General features: G+C 70.7%; 19 protein-coding genes. 18 read left to right on the top strand and 1 reads right to left on the bottom strand.

The genetic code is table 11. The annotated features are described in order from the left end of the window. Positions 1 to 4: 4 nt before the first annotated feature. Both HYV93_22180 and HYV93_22175 read left to right on the top strand, forming a co-directional pair. Entirely contained in the window at positions 5 to 748 is a 744-nt protein-coding gene (locus HYV93_22180) for a TetR/AcrR family transcriptional regulator (protein MBI2528678.1), read from the top strand. An 11-nt stretch (positions 749 to 759) separates the two neighbouring features. Then, complete coding sequence (locus HYV93_22175) at positions 760 to 1,662, top strand: formamidopyrimidine-DNA glycosylase (protein ID MBI2528677.1); 903 nt, start codon at positions 760 to 762, stop codon at positions 1,660 to 1,662. A gap of 28 nt (positions 1,663 to 1,690) precedes the next feature. On the opposite strand, the gene HYV93_22170 is transcribed toward HYV93_22175, so the two are convergent. Then, positions 1,691 to 2,143, bottom strand: coding sequence for a YaiI/YqxD family protein (locus HYV93_22170; protein MBI2528676.1), 453 nt, complete (start codon positions 2,141 to 2,143; stop codon positions 1,691 to 1,693). 176 nt (positions 2,144 to 2,319) lie between these two features. On the opposite strand from HYV93_22170, the gene HYV93_22165 reads away from it, so the two are divergent. The 16 genes from HYV93_22165 (at position 2,320) to HYV93_22090 (ending at position 14,420) form a co-directional block, all read left to right on the top strand. Beyond that, entirely contained in the window at positions 2,320 to 2,769 is a 450-nt protein-coding gene (locus HYV93_22165) for a (2Fe-2S)-binding protein (GenBank protein ID MBI2528675.1), read from the top strand. Between the two features lie 13 nt (positions 2,770 to 2,782). Continuing rightward, positions 2,783 to 4,960 (top strand): xanthine dehydrogenase family protein molybdopterin-binding subunit, encoded by a 2,178-nt coding sequence (locus HYV93_22160; protein ID MBI2528674.1) that lies wholly within the window; start codon positions 2,783 to 2,785, stop codon positions 4,958 to 4,960. A gap of 3 nt (positions 4,961 to 4,963) precedes the next feature. Then, positions 4,964 to 5,254 carry a cytochrome C gene (locus HYV93_22155; GenBank protein MBI2528673.1) on the top strand — a complete coding sequence of 97 codons (291 nt, stop codon included), beginning with the start codon at positions 4,964 to 4,966 and terminating at the stop codon, positions 5,252 to 5,254. Further along, on the top strand, positions 5,251 to 6,519 hold the full coding sequence (locus tag HYV93_22150; protein ID MBI2528672.1) for an FAD-dependent oxidoreductase: 1,269 nt from the start codon (positions 5,251 to 5,253) through the stop codon (positions 6,517 to 6,519). Before HYV93_22155 ends, HYV93_22150 begins: the two co-directional genes overlap by 4 nt. A 44-nt stretch (positions 6,520 to 6,563) precedes the next feature. Then, a complete protein-coding gene (gene soxX, locus HYV93_22145) occupies positions 6,564 to 6,941 on the top strand; it encodes a sulfur oxidation c-type cytochrome SoxX (protein ID MBI2528671.1) in 378 nt (125 codons plus the stop codon). After that, positions 6,942 to 7,415: a SoxY-related AACIE arm protein gene (locus tag HYV93_22140; protein MBI2528670.1), complete on the top strand. Its 474-nt coding sequence runs from the start codon at positions 6,942 to 6,944 to the stop codon at positions 7,413 to 7,415. Positions 7,416 to 7,429: 14 nt separating this feature from the next. Beyond that, positions 7,430 to 7,738 (top strand): thiosulfate oxidation carrier complex protein SoxZ, encoded by a 309-nt coding sequence (gene soxZ, locus HYV93_22135; GenBank protein MBI2528669.1) that lies wholly within the window; start codon positions 7,430 to 7,432, stop codon positions 7,736 to 7,738. Between the two features lie 12 nt (positions 7,739 to 7,750). Next, on the top strand, positions 7,751 to 8,533 hold the full coding sequence (gene soxA / locus HYV93_22130) for a sulfur oxidation c-type cytochrome SoxA (GenBank protein ID MBI2528668.1): 783 nt from the start codon (positions 7,751 to 7,753) through the stop codon (positions 8,531 to 8,533). A 199-nt stretch (positions 8,534 to 8,732) separates the two neighbouring features. Further along, a complete protein-coding gene (locus HYV93_22125) occupies positions 8,733 to 9,461 on the top strand; it encodes an ATP-binding cassette domain-containing protein (GenBank protein MBI2528667.1) in 729 nt (242 codons plus the stop codon). Between the two features lie 118 nt (positions 9,462 to 9,579). Then, positions 9,580 to 9,843 carry a carboxymuconolactone decarboxylase family protein gene (locus HYV93_22120; protein MBI2528666.1) on the top strand — a complete coding sequence of 88 codons (264 nt, stop codon included), beginning with the start codon at positions 9,580 to 9,582 and terminating at the stop codon, positions 9,841 to 9,843. 176 nt (positions 9,844 to 10,019) lie between these two features. Beyond that, positions 10,020 to 10,634 (top strand): sigma-70 family RNA polymerase sigma factor, encoded by a 615-nt coding sequence (locus tag HYV93_22115; GenBank protein ID MBI2528665.1) that lies wholly within the window; start codon positions 10,020 to 10,022, stop codon positions 10,632 to 10,634. Between the two features lie 11 nt (positions 10,635 to 10,645). Continuing rightward, positions 10,646 to 11,461 carry an enoyl-CoA hydratase/isomerase family protein gene (locus HYV93_22110; protein MBI2528664.1) on the top strand — a complete coding sequence of 272 codons (816 nt, stop codon included), beginning with the start codon at positions 10,646 to 10,648 and terminating at the stop codon, positions 11,459 to 11,461. Continuing rightward, the gene (locus HYV93_22105; protein MBI2528663.1) at positions 11,391 to 11,726 is read left to right on the top strand and encodes a methionine--tRNA ligase; all 336 of its coding nucleotides are present in this window, start codon (positions 11,391 to 11,393) and stop codon (positions 11,724 to 11,726) included. The genes HYV93_22110 and HYV93_22105 overlap by 71 nt, the downstream gene beginning before the upstream one ends. Before the next feature lie 7 nt (positions 11,727 to 11,733). After that, positions 11,734 to 12,033 (top strand): hypothetical protein, encoded by a 300-nt coding sequence (locus HYV93_22100; protein MBI2528662.1) that lies wholly within the window; start codon positions 11,734 to 11,736, stop codon positions 12,031 to 12,033. Between the two features lie 433 nt (positions 12,034 to 12,466). After that, the gene (locus HYV93_22095) at positions 12,467 to 13,195 is read left to right on the top strand and encodes a helix-turn-helix transcriptional regulator (GenBank protein ID MBI2528661.1); all 729 of its coding nucleotides are present in this window, start codon (positions 12,467 to 12,469) and stop codon (positions 13,193 to 13,195) included. 736 nt (positions 13,196 to 13,931) lie between these two features. Continuing rightward, on the top strand, positions 13,932 to 14,420 hold the full coding sequence (locus HYV93_22090; protein MBI2528660.1) for a hypothetical protein: 489 nt from the start codon (positions 13,932 to 13,934) through the stop codon (positions 14,418 to 14,420). Positions 14,421 to 14,517: the final 97 nt, after the last annotated feature.

The raw sequence follows: 14,517 nt of genomic DNA, 5'->3' as shown, positions 1-14,517 counted from the left end.
GCGGATGTCAAGACAGCCTGAGGGAGGGCGCCGGACCGGTCGCAAGGCCGTCGCCCGGCTCGTCGAAGAGGAGATCGTCCGGGCAGCCGCCGTCTGCTTCGGCGGGGTGGGGTACCACGCGACGACGCTCGAGACCATCGCGGCCCGGGTGGGCGTGTCGAAGGTCACGCTCTACCGGTACGTGTCCAGCAAGGAGGAGCTTCTCTGGCGGGTCTTCGAGCGCACCATCGAGGCGTTTCACGGGGGTCTGGAGGCCATCGTCCAACAGGGTCTGCCTCCCGACGAGACGTTGCGGCGCATCGTACATCATCAGGTGCGCATGCTCACCACCCACTTGCCGTTCCTCGCCGTCTTCTTCAGCGAGGAGAGCGAGCTCCCCGCACAGCTCGCGCAGCGCGTGGCCCGGACCAAGCGCCAGTACGACCGGACCATCGAGGGGGTCGTGCGGCGGGGGATCCGCCAGGGGACCTTCCGCGACGTCAATCCGATCCTCCTGGTGTTCGCGATCCTCGGCGCGTGCAACTGGCTCTACAAGTGGTACCGCCCCGAGGGCCGGCTCGCGCCGGACCGGATCGCCGACGCGTTCGTCGCACTGCTCGAGCGGGGCTATCTCAGCCAGCCGCGCGGAGTGGACGCCATGGCTCCGGTGCTCCGCACGATCGAGCGGCGCCTGGCCGAGCTGGAGCGCCTGGCCCGTCCGCCGGCGACCGGCCAACGCCGAGCCGTCCGGGCGGCCCGGCGCCGCTGACCCCCCACGCCGTGCCCGAGCTGCCCGACGTCACCGTCTACATCGACGCGCTCAGGCCCCGGATCGTGGGGACGCGCCTGGAGCGCGCGAGGCTGGCGAGCCCATTCGTGCTCCGCTCCGTCGACCCGCCCCTCGTCGAGGCCGGGGGCCGGGAGGTGCGGGGGCTCCGGCGCCTCGGCAAGCGCATCGTGATCGCCCTCGAGGGGGACCTCTTCCTCGTGCTCCACCTGATGATCGCGGGGCGCCTGCACTGGCGGGGAGCGGGAGCGCGGCTGCCGGGAAAGATCGGGCTGGCGGCGCTCGACTTCACCGCGGGGACGCTCGTGCTGACCGAGGCCGGCACCACCCGGCGGGCTGCCCTCCACGTCGTGCGCGGGGAGGCCGCCCTCGGCGAGCACGACCCCGGCGGGCTCGAGGTGCTCGAGGCCGACCTCGCGGCCTTCCGGGCCGCGCTCGCGCGCGAGAACCACACGCTGAAGCGCATCCTCACCGACCCCCGCCTCGTGAGCGGGATCGGCAACGCCTACGCGGACGAGATCCTCCACCGGGCGCGGCTGTCTCCGGTGAAGCTCTCCCGCCAGCTCACCGAGGAGGAGAGCGCGCGCTTCCACGCGGCCACGCGGGCCACGCTCATCGACTGGATCGAGCGGCTCCGGCGCGAGGCGGGCGAGGGGTTCCCCGAGGGGGTGACGGCCTTCCGGGACGGGATGGCGGTGCACGGACGCTACGGAAAGCCCTGCCCCGACTGCGGCGCGCCCGTGCAGCGGATCGTCCACGCCGAGAACGAGACGAACTACTGCGCGCGCTGCCAGACGGGCGGGAAGCTCCTCGCCGACCGCGCGCTCTCGCGCCTGCTCCGAGAGGACTGGCCGCGCACGCTCGCGGAGCTCGAGGAGCGCCGCCGTTCGCGATGACCTCGGTCGCGCCCTCTGTCGCCGGGGATCAGGCCGGCCGCTGCTTGGTCAGAAAGCGGTCGAGGTGATTCGCGAACAGGTGCCGGTTGCTCTGGGCGAACGCCGCCGGGCCGCCGATGAGCGCCCCGCTCGCGCGCAGCTGCTGCATCAGGTTGCGAATGGCGAGGCGCTCGCGGACATTGTCCTCCGAGTACAGCTCGCCTCGAGGGTCGAGCGCGTGCCCTCCGCGTGCGATGACCTCGGCGGCCAGGGGGATGTCGGCCGTGACCACGAGGTCGCCCGGCTGCATCTCCTGCACGATGCGGTGGTCTGCCACGTCGAACCCCTGCGGCACCCGGATGGCCCGGATGAAGGGCGACGACGGCGTCCGAAGCAGCGTGTTGGCGACCAGCGTTGTCAGCACCTGCGCGCGCTCAGCGGCCCGGAGCAGGATCTCCTTGATGGCCTGGGGGCAAGCGTCGGCGTCGACCCAGATCTGCATCGAGCGCGGTCAGCGGGTGCGGCTGAGGAGTTTCTGTGCCATTGCCAAACGTTGGTGAGTGTACAGGCGCCCCGGACGCACTGCAAGCCGACGTCCTGATCCCGCCGCGACGACTGCTTGCATCGAGAGGCGCGAGGGCGGATATTTCCAGCACCGAAACCCAGGGAGGTCACGCCATGGCACGTCTGACGATCAACGGCAGGACCAGCGAGGTCAACGTCGATCCCGGCACGCCTCTGCTGTGGGCCATCCGGGAGCAGCTCGGCCTGACGGGGACCAAGTACGGCTGCGGCGTCGCGCACTGCGGCGCATGCACGGTGCACATCGACGGCAAGGCGGTCCGCTCCTGCGTGGTGCCCGTCAGCGCCGCGGTGGGCAAGCAGATCACCACCATCGAAGGCCTCGCCGTCGGCGGCGTCCTGCACAAGGTGCAGAAGGCCTGGGTCGACCACGAGGTGCCGCAGTGCGGCTATTGCCAGGCGGGCATGATCATGGCCGTGGCCGCGCTCCTGAAGGACACGCCGAAGCCGACCGACGCCGACATCGATGCGTCGATCACGAACATCTGCCGCTGCGGCACGTTCCAGCAGGTGCGTCAAGCCATCCACGCTGCGGCGAAGGCATGAGGGAGGAGAGGCCATGATCACCGAGGCTGCGAAGATCAACCGCCGCTCCTTCGTCATCGGCACCACCGCGGTCGGCGGCGGGCTCGCCCTGGGCCTCAGGATCCCGTTCGGCGCGAGCCTCGCCCGCGCGCAGGACAGGTCGCCCGAGATCACCGCCTGGGTCGTCATCCGCCCCGACGACACGGTCGTGATCCGGATCGCGCGGTCCGAGATGGGGCAGGGCACGCTCACCGGCCTCGCGCAGATGGTGGCCGAGGAGCTCGAGTGCAACTGGTCGAAGGTGACGACCGAGTATCCGACGCCCGGCCAGAGCGTCGCGCGCAAGCGCGTGTGGGGCGATTTCTCCACGGGCGGCAGCCGCGGCATCCGGACGTCGCACGAGTACGTCCGCAAGGGTGGCGCCACGGCGCGGATGATGCTGGTCCAGGCGGCGGCCGACGCCTGGAACGTTGCTGCCGCCGAGTGCACCGCCGCCAACAGCGTGATCACGCACAGGCCCTCCGGCCGCACGACCACGTACGGCAAGGTCGCGGCAGCCGCCGCGAAGCTGACCCCGCCGGCCAACGTGACGCTCAAGGACCCGAAGGACTGGAAGCTCATCGGGAAGCCGATGAAGCGCCTCGACACGATGCCGAAGGTGACCGGCGCGCAGATCTACGCTTCGGACTTGAAGCTGCCCGGGATGCTCAACGCCGCGATCAAGGACTGCCCGGTGTTCGGCGGCAAGGTGAAGAGCTTCGAGGCCGCGAAGGTCAAGGGCATGCCAGGCGTCCGGCAGGTGGTGCCGGTCGGCGATTCCGCGGTCGGCGTGGTGGCCGACACGTGGTGGCAGGCCAAGACCGCGCTCGACGCGCTCCCCATCGTCTGGGACGAGGGCCCGAACTCCAAGGCGTCGAGCGCCACCATCGCCGACATGCTGAAAGCCGGCCTCGATGCCGATCAGGCCTTCATCGGCAACCAGAATGGCGACGCGAAAGCCATCGCCGCCGCGGCGAAGAGGGTCGAGGCGGTCTACGCCTATCCGTTCCTGAACCACGCGACGATGGAGCCGATGAACGCGACGGCGCGCTGGACGGCGGACCGCTGCGAGGTCTGGGTCCCGACGCAGAACGGCGAGGCCGCGTTCGCGGCAACGATGGCGGCGTCCGGCCTCCCGGCCGACAAGTGTGAGGTCTACAAGATCAATCTCGGCGGCGGGTTCGGCCGGCGCGGGGCCTTTCACGACTACGTGACCCAGACCGTCCAGATCGCCAAGCAGATTCCGGGCACGCCCGTGAAGCTCCTGTGGTCGCGCGAGGAAGACATGACGCACGGCCGGTATCACCCGGTCATGCAGGCGAAGCTGACCGGGGCGCTGGACGCAGGCGGACGCCTGACCGGGTTGCATGTGCGTCTGTCGGGACAGTCGATCCTCGCCGCCGTGTTCCCGCAGAATCTCCAGAACGGGAAGGACGTTCTCACCTTCCAGGGGCTCCACCCGAGCGGGGATTTCGCCTTCGGCTACAGCGTCCCGAATCTCCTGATCGACCATGCGATGCGCAACACGCATGTCCCGCCGGGGTTCTGGCGCGGCGTGAACATCAACCAGAACGCCATCTTCATGGAATGCTTCATGGACGAGCTCGCTCATGCCGCCGGCCAGGATGCGCTCGAGTTCCGGCGCAAGCTGATGACCAAGCATCCGAAGCACCTCGCCGTGCTGAACGCCGTGGCCGACCGGGCGGGATGGGGCAAGCCGGCGCCGCGGGGCGTCCACCGCGGACTGGCCCAGATGATGTCGTTCGGCAGCTACGTGGCCGCGTGCGCCGAGATCTCGGTCAGCGGCGGCAACAAGGTGAAGGTGCAGCGCATCGTCGGGGCGATCGATCCCGGCTACGCGGTCAACCCGGCGCAGATCGAACGGCAGATGGCCGGCTCCTTCGTGTACGGACTGTCGGCGCTGTTCATGGAGGAGTGCACGGTCAAGGACGGCCGCATCGAGCAGCAGAACTTCGATACCTACGATTCGATGCGGATCGCGCAGATGCCGAAGGTCGAGTCGATCATCATGCCGTCCGGCGGGTTCTGGGGCGGCGTCGGCGAGCCGACGATCTGCGTGGCGGCGCCGGCGGTCCTGAACGCCTTCTTCAATGCGACCGGCCGCCGCGTCCGCACGTTCCCGCTGAAGAACCACGGCATCCAGCTGGTGTAGGCGATGCGCAAGGCCCTGGCCGCTGCCATCGGATCCGTCTCGATCGCAGCGGCCGTCGTCGCATCGGCGGAGCCGCCTCCGGGCGCCGCGGCGTGCTCGGGCTGCCATCCGGCCTCGGCGCGCGTGACCTCGCCCGTCCCGCGGCTCGCCGGGCTCGAGCGGGCGGCGATCGTGCGGGCGATGCAGGACTTCCGCTCAGGGAAGCGGGCCGCCACCGTCATGGATCGGATCGCCAAGGGTTTCACCGAGGAGGAGACCCAGGCGATCGCCGGCTGGTACGCCACGCAGCGATGAGGCCGAGCCGCCGCGCGTTCCTGAAGCTGGGTGTCGCGGCTTCGGCTGCGCTGTTCCCCGTGCCAGCCCGTGCGCAAGGCTCCGCGCCGCGAGTCGTCGTCGTCGGTGGCGGGTTCGCCGGCGCGAGCTGCGCCCGCGCCCTGCGGCAGGCCGACCCGCGCATCGCCGTGACACTGGTCGAGGCCAGCGCGACGTTCATCGCCTGCCCGCTCAGCAACGCCGTGATCGGCGGCTTGCGAGAGATGAGTGCGCAGCAGTTCACGTACGAGCGCATCGCCGCGGCCGGCATCGTCGTCGCCCGCGCCAGCGCCACTGCCGTCGACGCGCAGGCGCGCTGGGTCACCCTCGCGGACGGCACGCGCCTGCCGTACGACCGGCTGGTGCTGGCGCCCGGCATCGACATCCGCTGGGGCGCGCTGCCGGGCTACGACGAGACGGCGGCCGGGCACATGCCCCACGCGTGGCGCGCGGGCGAGCAGACTCTCTTGCTGCGCCGGCAGCTCGAGGCGATGGACGACGGCGGGCTCGTCGTCATCTCGGCGCCGGCGAATCCGTTCCGCTGCCCGCCCGGGCCCTACGAGCGCGCGAGCCTGATCGCGCACTATCTCAAGACGAAGAAGCCGAAATCCAAGCTGATCGTCCTCGACGCCAAGGACACCTTCTCCAAGCAGCGGCTGTTCCAGCAGGCGTGGACCGAGCTGTACCCGGGCTTGCTCGAGTGGGTGCCGCTGTCCAAGGGCGGCAAGGTCATCTCGGTCGACGCGGCCACCCGCACGCTGGTCACCGATTTCGGCCGGCACAAGGCGGCGGTCGCCAACGTCATCCCGCCGCAGAAGGCGGGCCGCATCGCGGACGCCGCAGGCGTCACCGACCGGAGCGGCTGGTGCCCGATCGATCCCGTGACCTTCGAGTCGACGCTCCAGACCGGCATTCACGTCATCGGTGACGCCGCGATCGCCGGCGCGATGCCGAAATCCGCCTTCGCCGCGAACTCGCAGGCCAAGACGTGCGCGGCGGCGGTCGCACGGCTCGTCACGGGCGCGGCGCCGTCCGTCCCCAAGCTGATCAACACCTGCTACAGCCTGGTCGCACCCGACTACGGCATCTCGGTGGCCGGTGTCTACGCACCTTCGAGCGGCCAGCTGGCCGAGGTGCCGGGCTCCGGCGGCGTGAGTCCGGCGCACGCACCGCGCGCGACGCGGGCGCTCGAGGCCGCGCTGGCCGAGGCCTGGTTCCGCACCATCGGCGCCGAGGTCTTCGGGTGAGAGCGGTCGCGACGTGGGGCGCTGCGCTCGTCGCGGTCTGCGGCATGGCCGGCGTTGCGCGTGCAGACGATGCGATACGGCAGCCGCTCACGGGCGCCAAGGGCGATCCGGCGCGGGGCCGCGCGATCGTCGCCAGCCGCCAGGTCGGCCTCTGTCTGCTCTGTCACAGCGGGCCGTTCCCGGAGGAGCGGCTCCAGGGCGACCTCGCCACCGATCTCAGGGGAGTCGGCGGCCGATTGTCCGAGGGCCAGCTACGGCTCCAGATCGTCGATCCGGGCCGGGTCAACCCGGCGACGATCATGCCGGCGTATCATCGTACCGAGGGACTGGTGCGGGTTGCGCCGGCCTACCGCGGCCAGCCGGTCCTCAGCGCGGAGCAGATCGAGGACGTGGTGGCCTTCTTGATGACATTGAAGGACTGAATGAAGAGACGGGCATCCCGTCGAGAATTCCTGGTGGTCGCCGGGGGCGCCGTCGCCGGTCTCGGGCTGGCGTCGGCGGCCGCTGCCGAGCCCCCGCGCGCGACGCCCGCGGCGATGCGAGAGGCCATCCGCAAGGTCGTGGGCTCGGCTCGGGTCACTCCGGGCAGGGTGAAGCTCGAGCTGCCACCGCTGGTCGAGAACGGCAACACCGTCCCGCTCGCCGTCAGCGTCGAGAGTCCCATGACCGAGGCCGACCACGTGCGGGCGATCCACGTCTTCACGGAGAAGAACCCGCAGCCCAACGTCGCCAGCTTCCGTCTCGGGCCCCGCGCTGGGCGGGCGAGCGTGGCGACGCGCATCCGGCTCGCCGACACCCAGACCGTCGTCGCGATCTCGGAGCTGAGTGACGGCTCGTTCTGGTCGACCAGCGCGGCGGTCGTGGTGACCCTGGCAGCGTGCCTGGAGGAGACGTGACCGTGGCGAGCGCGATGATCAACGTGCCGAAACGGGCAAAGCGCGGCGAGATCATCGAGATCAAGACGCTGATCTCGCATCCGATGGAGACCGGGTATCGCCGGAGCCAGGTGGGCGCGCCGATCCCGCGCGACATCGTCCGGCTCTTCGTGTGTACTTACAACGGTACGGAAGTCTTCCGCGCCGAGCTCCACCCGGCGATCGCCGCGAATCCGTTCCTCGTCTTCTCGACGGTCGCCACGGAGAGCGGCACCCTCGCGTTCCACTGGACGGGCGACAAGGACTTCTCGCTGACGGAGTCGGCCGCCATCACCGTCGAGTGATCGAGCGGGGGAATGCTGTCAGTCCGGCAAGTCTGCGCCGCGGTGAGTGCGGTCGCGCTGGCGGCGGCGGCCTTCGCCGGCGAGATCCCGCGCTCCGAACGCCGCTCGGGTTACGACTTCATGAGCCGCGAGACCCGCGCGATGCAGGACGACGACAGCGCCAATCCCGGCCTGCTCTGGGTGCTCGAGGGCGAAGCGCTGTGGAACCGGAAGACCGGCGCCACCGGCCGCGCCTGCGCCGACTGCCATGGCGACGCCCGCGCGAGCATGACGGGCGTCGCCGCGCGCCATCCGTCGTTCAGCACCGCGAAGGGACGGCCGATCGATCTCGAGCAGCGCATCAACCTCTGCCGCACGGACCGGCAGCAGGCGCCGCCGCTCGACTGGGAAAGCAGGGACCTGCTCGCGCTGACCGCCTACGTCGCACGCCAGTCGCGCGGCCGGCCGGTCGAGGTCGCGATCGACGAGCGGACACAGCCGTTCCTCGATGCCGGCCGCGCCACCTTCCATCGGCGCCAGGGCCAGCTCAATCTCTCCTGCGGCCAGTGTCACGACGACCACTGGGGGCGGCGGCTCGCGGGCAACGTCATTCCGCAGGCGCACCCGACCGGGTACCCGCTCTACCGGCTGGAGTGGCAAGGGCTCGGCTCGCTCCAGCGGCGGCTGCGCGGCTGTCTCGTCGGGATGCGCGCGGAACCGTATGCATACGGCGCCCCCGAGCTCGTGGATCTCGAGCTGTTCCTGATGTGGCGGGCGCGCGGGATGACGATCGAGGCGCCGGCAGTGCGGCCCTGAGGAAGACGCGCCACATCGCCAACATCGAAGCCTGCGACCGGCTGGCGGGATCCCCCGAGTAGCTGTCGTCCCGGGCGGGGATTTGCCCTCACCCCCCTGCGCCAGGCGAAGGGCGCCCTGCTGCTCGCCACGATCTGCATACTGGGGCTGTCGGTGACCGAGCTGCTCGCCCCCTGGTCGGTGAAGCTTCGATCACGTCCTGCTGCAGCGGCCGCTCCCCGCCTCCCTCGCCTTTCTCGGCGGGTTGCTTCAGGGCAGCCGCTTCTGCGATCCGAGCGCCGGACGGGTCCTCGTCGATGGGAGAAACATCCGCCGCTACACGCTGGCCTCGCTGCGCGACCAGACCGCCGTGGTCCTGCAGGACTCGGTCCTCTTCAGCACGACGATCTGGGAGAACATGGCGTACGGCAAGCTCGATGCCACCCCGGACGAGATCGGGGCCGCCGCCCGCGCGGCCAACGCCCACGATTTCATCGTCGAGCTCGAACACGGCTATGACACGGTCGTCGGCGAGCGGGGCTGCACGCTCTCCGGCGGCCAGCGCCGGCGGATCGCGATCGCGCGCGCGCTCGTCCGCAATGCCCCCATCCTGATCCTGGACGAGCCGATGGCGGGGCTCGACGTCGAGAGCGAGGCGAAGGTCAGAGAAGCGCTGGGGCGCCTCATGGCGGGCCGGACCTCTCTCACGATCACCCACGACCTTCGCGTGGCCGCCGACGCCGACCTCATCATTCTCCTCGACGACGGCCGCATCGTCGGCCAGGGCCGGCACGACGAGCTCCTGGTGGGGAACCCGCACTACCGCCGCCTCTACGAACTTGGAACCGCTCCGCGGCCGGTGAGGCCGGCGGCGAGGGGCCGGCGAGCGCCGGCCGGACCGGCGCAGGAGCGGTGCCGGCTTCCGGAGAGGCGTCTCGGCACTCGCTGACGCCGGCGCGCCCGGCCACGGGGCTCGTGCGGCGCCGCGGTAACGTTGGGCCAGGGCATCTCGTCTTTCCAGGTGACGGCACCGAAGAGTCCCACACCAACCGGAGGAGGGCCCAGGAATGGATGCGACCTTGTCGGAAGTCCATCAGGAGCTCGTCGCCGTCGGGGCGGCGATCGCGGCCAACTGTGAACCCTGCCTGGCCTACCACGTGCAGAAGGCTCGCGAGGCGGGCATCACGAACGACCAGCTCCAGGCGGCCGTCGCCGTCGCCCAGCAGGTCAAGGAGACGCCGGCCAGGCTCATGATCGCCCGGGCGAATCGCCTCCTGGGGCAGGGAGAAGACAGGCCGGCCGACACCACGTCGTCCCGGTGCTGCGGCTGAGGAGATGACGGATCCCGGCGAGGGGGCGGACAGCCGCCCGCCTCGCGCGGAGATGCGCGTCGGGAACCGAGGTCTGTGGTGTTCGAGGCCCTGGGGCTGTACCGTCGAGGCGGCTGGGAAGGGCGCTTCCCGGTAACTTCGAGCCCCGGGATCTCGTCCTGGGAAGTGGAGGGCCCATGGAATCCCATGAGTTCGAGGCAATCGTCAGGGAGTACCGGCCACGGCTGACACGGTACGTGGCCGGGCTCGTCGGGGACCCGGGCCATGCCGAGGACGTGACCCAGGAGGCGCTCGCCCGGGTCCACCGTGGCCTCCCCTCGCTCCAGGCACCCGAGGCGCGCACCACCTGGATCTTCCACATCGCCTCCAACGTCGCCTTCGATCACCTCAAGAGCCGGGCCGCCCGCGAATCGAGCCGGACGGCCTCGCTGGACGCTGACGCCGATGGGCCCGGTCCATCCGATGTCCCGGATGGCGCGCGATCCGCCGAGGAGCGGCTCGAGCAGAGCGAGATGGCGGCCTGTCTGCAGCAGTACATCCACCGGCTGTCGCCTCCGCTGCGAGCCAGCCTGCTGCTGCGGGATCTGGAGGGGCTCAGCGAGCAGGCCGCCGCGGAGGCCCTCGGCTGCTCCGTCGCCGCGGTGAAGGTGCGGACGCATCGCGCGAGGAAGGCGCTCCGAGCGATGCTTCAGGCCGAATGCCGCTTCTACGACGACTCCCGCGGCGTGTTCCGGTGTGATCCGGGCGGTTCCCGCCACGAGCCGCCCGGGCGCGGCGAGCCGGTTCGATAGGAGCGCTGAGCATGGGAGCATGGGATCGCAAGTGGGACGGCAGCATCGCGGTGCTCACGCTGACCCGGCCCCCGATCAACGCGCTGGACCGCGAGGCGCTCGGTGAGCTGGACCGCCTGCTGCAAGACCTCGAGAGCACCCATCACACCCGAGCGGCAGTGATCGCGAGCGGACTCGAGGGCGTGTTCTGTACCGGTGGCGACCTGAAGTACTGGCGAACGGTGCCCGACGGGGCGGATGTCGCCCGCGCCGGGCGGAGCGTGTTCGCCCGTCTCGAATCATTACCGCTGCCGACGATCGCGGCCATCAACGGCCAGGTCATCGGCGACGGGCTGGCGCTGGCACTCGCCTGCGATCTTCGAATCGCCGCGCCCGGGGCCAGCTTCCGTCTGCCGGAGCTGGGTTACGGGTTCATCCCGGGGTGGGGCACGATCTCCCGGCTGACGAGCGCCGTCGGCCGGGCCCCCGCCACACGGCTACTGCTCACGGGACAGGGCATCGAGGTCCGGGAGGCTGCCGCGATCGGGCTCGTGGGCCACGTGGCCTCACCGGGGCGGTTGCGAGAGGAAGCCATCGCAGAGGCCCACCATCTCACTGCCGCGTCCTCGACCGCCCTCCGGGCCGCGAAATGCGCTTTGCGCGGCTCGGACGACCCGGCATGCTTCGCGCGGATCTGGGGCCGCGCTGACTGGAAGGAGGGCATCGAGGCCCTCCTCCAGGGGCGGCCGCCGCGGTTCAGCGATCAGGACGAAAGGGGTGAGCCAGGTGATCTCCCTGGAGGAGTTCCGGCGGATCGAGCTGCGGATCGGCGGAATCGTTGCTGCTGAGTCGATCCCGGGCTCGGACCGCCTCCTCAAGTTGCTGGTCGACGTCGGCGGGGAGACGCGGACCGTGGTGGGCAGCCTCGCCCAGAGCTACACTCCGGACGAGCTCCGCGGCATGCAGGTGGTCGTGGCGACGAATCTCGCGCCAGCGCGGATCCGGGGGATCGAGTCGCAGGGCATGCTCCTCGGCGTCGGGTGTGTGGATCCCCGGGCGGCGACGCTGCTGACCGTCCAGCGCCCCGCGCCGAACGGGGCGATCGTCACGTAGAGGCGCGGTGGGCGGGCGAGGCGGCGCATCGTCAGCCCCAGGGGGCGCTGCGAGACCCCTTGTGTGCGAGAAGAACCCCTCATCGACGAGCACCTGCAGGGAGTCGCCCGCCCTCCCGGCAGGGCTTCGCGAACCGCGACCAGGGAGCCAAGCGGGCGAGCGGGCCGACCGGCTGCTGGTGAGCGAGATCAACACCATCCCCGGCTTCACCGCCACATCCGCCTACCCGCGGCTCTGGGAGGCCTCGGGCCCCTCCTATCCCGCCTTTATCTCGCGGCTCATCCACCTCGCCCTCGACCGTCGCTGACCCGGTAGGGAGGCGGGCGCCCGCCACCAGCCTTCCCTGCCCGGGACAGTTGTCTGGAGGGAGCATGCACTGTTGGCAGTGCACATCCCCCTCGATTGTGCACAGTCCACGGGGCAAGTCCAGGATAGGCGCCTGCGCAAGTGCCCGTCGCCTAAAGACATCCCCCGAGAGCCGGCGCTGGCACGCCTATTGATAGAAACAGTGGGGGCCCGCGCGGAGCGCGCGGCGCAGAGTCCACGTCCACGGCTTTCGCTCATCCGTCCATTGATGGCGCCGTGCGCCCCCTTAAGTTCCTCGACGCTCAGCACCATCCGTCGGGGCGTCACGCCCGCGATGGTCGTTGGAGGGGCGCATGGTTCGTTTGGAGCATGGCGATCAGCGGCCCCGGGAAGTAGCGGCGGCACTCTCCTCGGCAGGCGAGGCGAGGACGCAGGTGCGGGGCCCCCGCCTCCTCGTCGCGCATGGGGACCTCGGGTTCCGAGCGGCCGTGGCGGTCCTGCTCGACGGTAGGGTCCAGGTTGCGGCGGCTGCGACCATCGCCGAGGCCCTTCTCGTGCTGAGCCGCCTCACGCCTGACGCGGTCCTCGTCGAGCACGCGCCGCCGCGCCTCGACGCAGCTGCCGCCATCCACGCGCTCCGCGCCCGGACGACTCACGCGCCGGCCATCGTCCTGCTCAGGCAAAGCCAGCCGAGCACGATCTACAACCTGGCGCGGCTGGGTGCGGTCAGCATGCTCGACCAGCCGGTGCCCATGGGCAAGCTCCTGGACCACCTCGCCGCGGCCCTCGGGCCCGGCGCCAACGCGGTTCCCCACCTCGGGCCCCACGTGACCCGCGCCGTCGATTTCGTCGCCTCGCACTTCGCCGAGGCCAGAGTCGGCGAGGTGCGCCGCCCCCTAGCCGTGTCGCGCCGGCACCTGGTCGATCTCTGCGCGAGGGAGCTCGGCTGCCCGCTCGAGGCCTTCATCACGCGGGTGCGGGTCGAGGTGGCCAGACGCCTCCTCGTCGCCACGGACGACAAGCTCGAGCGGGTCGCGGAGCGCGCAGGCTTCGCGGATGCCTCGCATCTGTCGCGGCGGTTTCAGGAGCACGCCGGCTTGCGGCCAGGCGCCTACCGGCGGGCGATGAGCCGGCTTCCGACTCATCGCGGAGCGTCTCCGTGAGTCGCGGCCTCTCGCGGCGGCAGCGCGGCGTCGTGCTGGTGGTCAACGCGGCCCTGGTGGCGGTAGCCGGCTCCTGGCCTGGATGGTCTACCAGAGCCTGTTCGTCCGGCGCCCCCTTCCTCCGGTTCCCGACGGGGTCACGCTGCCCGACCACGGACGGCTCGCGGAGATCCAGGATCAGAGGAAGTCGCCCGTGCCGCTGTCCACCGCAGTGGACAGCATCGCGGCACGGAACCTCTTCAGCCCGACCCGGACGGAGGCGACTACAGCCGCGGCGGCCCCGTCGCCGCCCCTGACGGCCGCAGAGCCCACCCTCCCCCTGGTGGTGCTCTTGCGCGATCCCTCGAAGCGCCGCGTCGGTGCGGCCGGGCCCCCGCCGGAGGCCCTGGGGGCTCAGGGCCTCCGTTCCCCGCGGCCGCCCGGCTCCCGGAATCCGGCATCGAGCCACCGGCGGCGCCGCCAGGGACTCCGGCTCGCCCGTGGACAGTGCTCCCAAACCCAGGATCCAGGCAGTGACACGACGCCGTTGACTGGCTGGGCGATTCATCGCCCGGCGCACGGCGCCGGCCACGTGACCTTCGACGCGCCTCGAACCGTTCCTCCATCTGTTGCGCTCACCCGTTCATTGATGAGCAAGGCACCACACGGCACGGTGGGGTCCAACGATCCGCAATGCCCCATGAGCCGGGAGGCAAGCATGCGCCAACTTCTGCTCAGCATCGCGATAGTCATGGTCATGACCCTATCCATTGTGCCCGCCCAGGGAACCGAGTCCGAGGACACCATCGCCATCGAGGGTGTAGGTTCGGACCTGTTCACGGGTGCGGCCACAGCCCAGATCCGGGCCGTGGCCCCAGCTGGGGCCGCGGGGATGGCGCCGGCGGTCGTCCTCCGCTACGACAGCCGGACCGTCGACGAGTTGGGAGCCCGCACCCAGGGCCAATCCGCCGGGCTGGGCTGGACCCTCGATGTGGGCGGTCAGATCACGCGGGACACGAAGAACACGCTGACCGCTTCGGACGACACCTTCAAGCTCTTCTTCGGCGGCCGCAGCTACGATCTCGCCCTCGTGGACGGCGCCCAGAGCCTCTACCGCACCAAGGACGACATCCTCGCGCATCTCCGGTACGACGCGCCGAGCGACTATTGGACCCTCACCACCAAGGACGGCACCCGGCATCGCCCTCGGTGGACACCTGAAAACCGGCCAGTCGTGGACGGGTGAAAACCGGCCAGTGGGCGAGCGCCCCAAGCACGAGTGTTGTACTCCGAGCCCGCGTGAGAGTGCAAGCGGCCGGAGGCCGGCGGCGCGCTGAGAGCGG

The organism is Candidatus Rokuibacteriota bacterium (assembly GCA_016188005.1).
Taxonomy (GTDB): Bacteria; Methylomirabilota; Methylomirabilia; order Rokubacteriales; family CSP1-6; genus UBA12499.
This window is presented reverse-complemented; position numbering and strand designations above follow the sequence as displayed.

Bases quoted from the DNA above. Each gene is read 5' to 3' on its own strand.
- HYV93_22090 (MBI2528660.1), top strand. From the start codon at position 13,932: ATGACCCTATCCATTGTGCCCGCCCAGGGAACCGAGTCCGAGGACACC.
- HYV93_22120 (MBI2528666.1), top strand. From the start codon at position 9,580: ATGGATGCGACCTTGTCGGAAGTCCATCAGGAGCTCGTCGCCGTCGGG.
- HYV93_22180 (MBI2528678.1), top strand. From the start codon at position 5: ATGTCAAGACAGCCTGAGGGAGGGCGCCGGACCGGTCGCAAGGCCGTC.
- soxA (MBI2528668.1), top strand. From the start codon at position 7,751: ATGCTGTCAGTCCGGCAAGTCTGCGCCGCGGTGAGTGCGGTCGCGCTG.
- HYV93_22115 (MBI2528665.1), top strand. From the start codon at position 10,020: ATGGAATCCCATGAGTTCGAGGCAATCGTCAGGGAGTACCGGCCACGG.
- HYV93_22150 (MBI2528672.1), top strand. From the start codon at position 5,251: ATGAGGCCGAGCCGCCGCGCGTTCCTGAAGCTGGGTGTCGCGGCTTCG.
- soxX (MBI2528671.1), top strand. From the start codon at position 6,564: ATGGCCGGCGTTGCGCGTGCAGACGATGCGATACGGCAGCCGCTCACG.
- HYV93_22140 (MBI2528670.1), top strand. From the start codon at position 6,942: ATGAAGAGACGGGCATCCCGTCGAGAATTCCTGGTGGTCGCCGGGGGC.
- soxZ (MBI2528669.1), top strand. From the start codon at position 7,430: ATGATCAACGTGCCGAAACGGGCAAAGCGCGGCGAGATCATCGAGATC.
- HYV93_22155 (MBI2528673.1), top strand. From the start codon at position 4,964: ATGCGCAAGGCCCTGGCCGCTGCCATCGGATCCGTCTCGATCGCAGCG.
- HYV93_22170 (MBI2528676.1), bottom strand. From the start codon at position 2,143: ATGCAGATCTGGGTCGACGCCGACGCTTGCCCCCAGGCCATCAAGGAG.
- HYV93_22160 (MBI2528674.1), top strand. From the start codon at position 2,783: ATGATCACCGAGGCTGCGAAGATCAACCGCCGCTCCTTCGTCATCGGC.
- HYV93_22165 (MBI2528675.1), top strand. From the start codon at position 2,320: ATGGCACGTCTGACGATCAACGGCAGGACCAGCGAGGTCAACGTCGAT.
- HYV93_22110 (MBI2528664.1), top strand. From the start codon at position 10,646: ATGGGAGCATGGGATCGCAAGTGGGACGGCAGCATCGCGGTGCTCACG.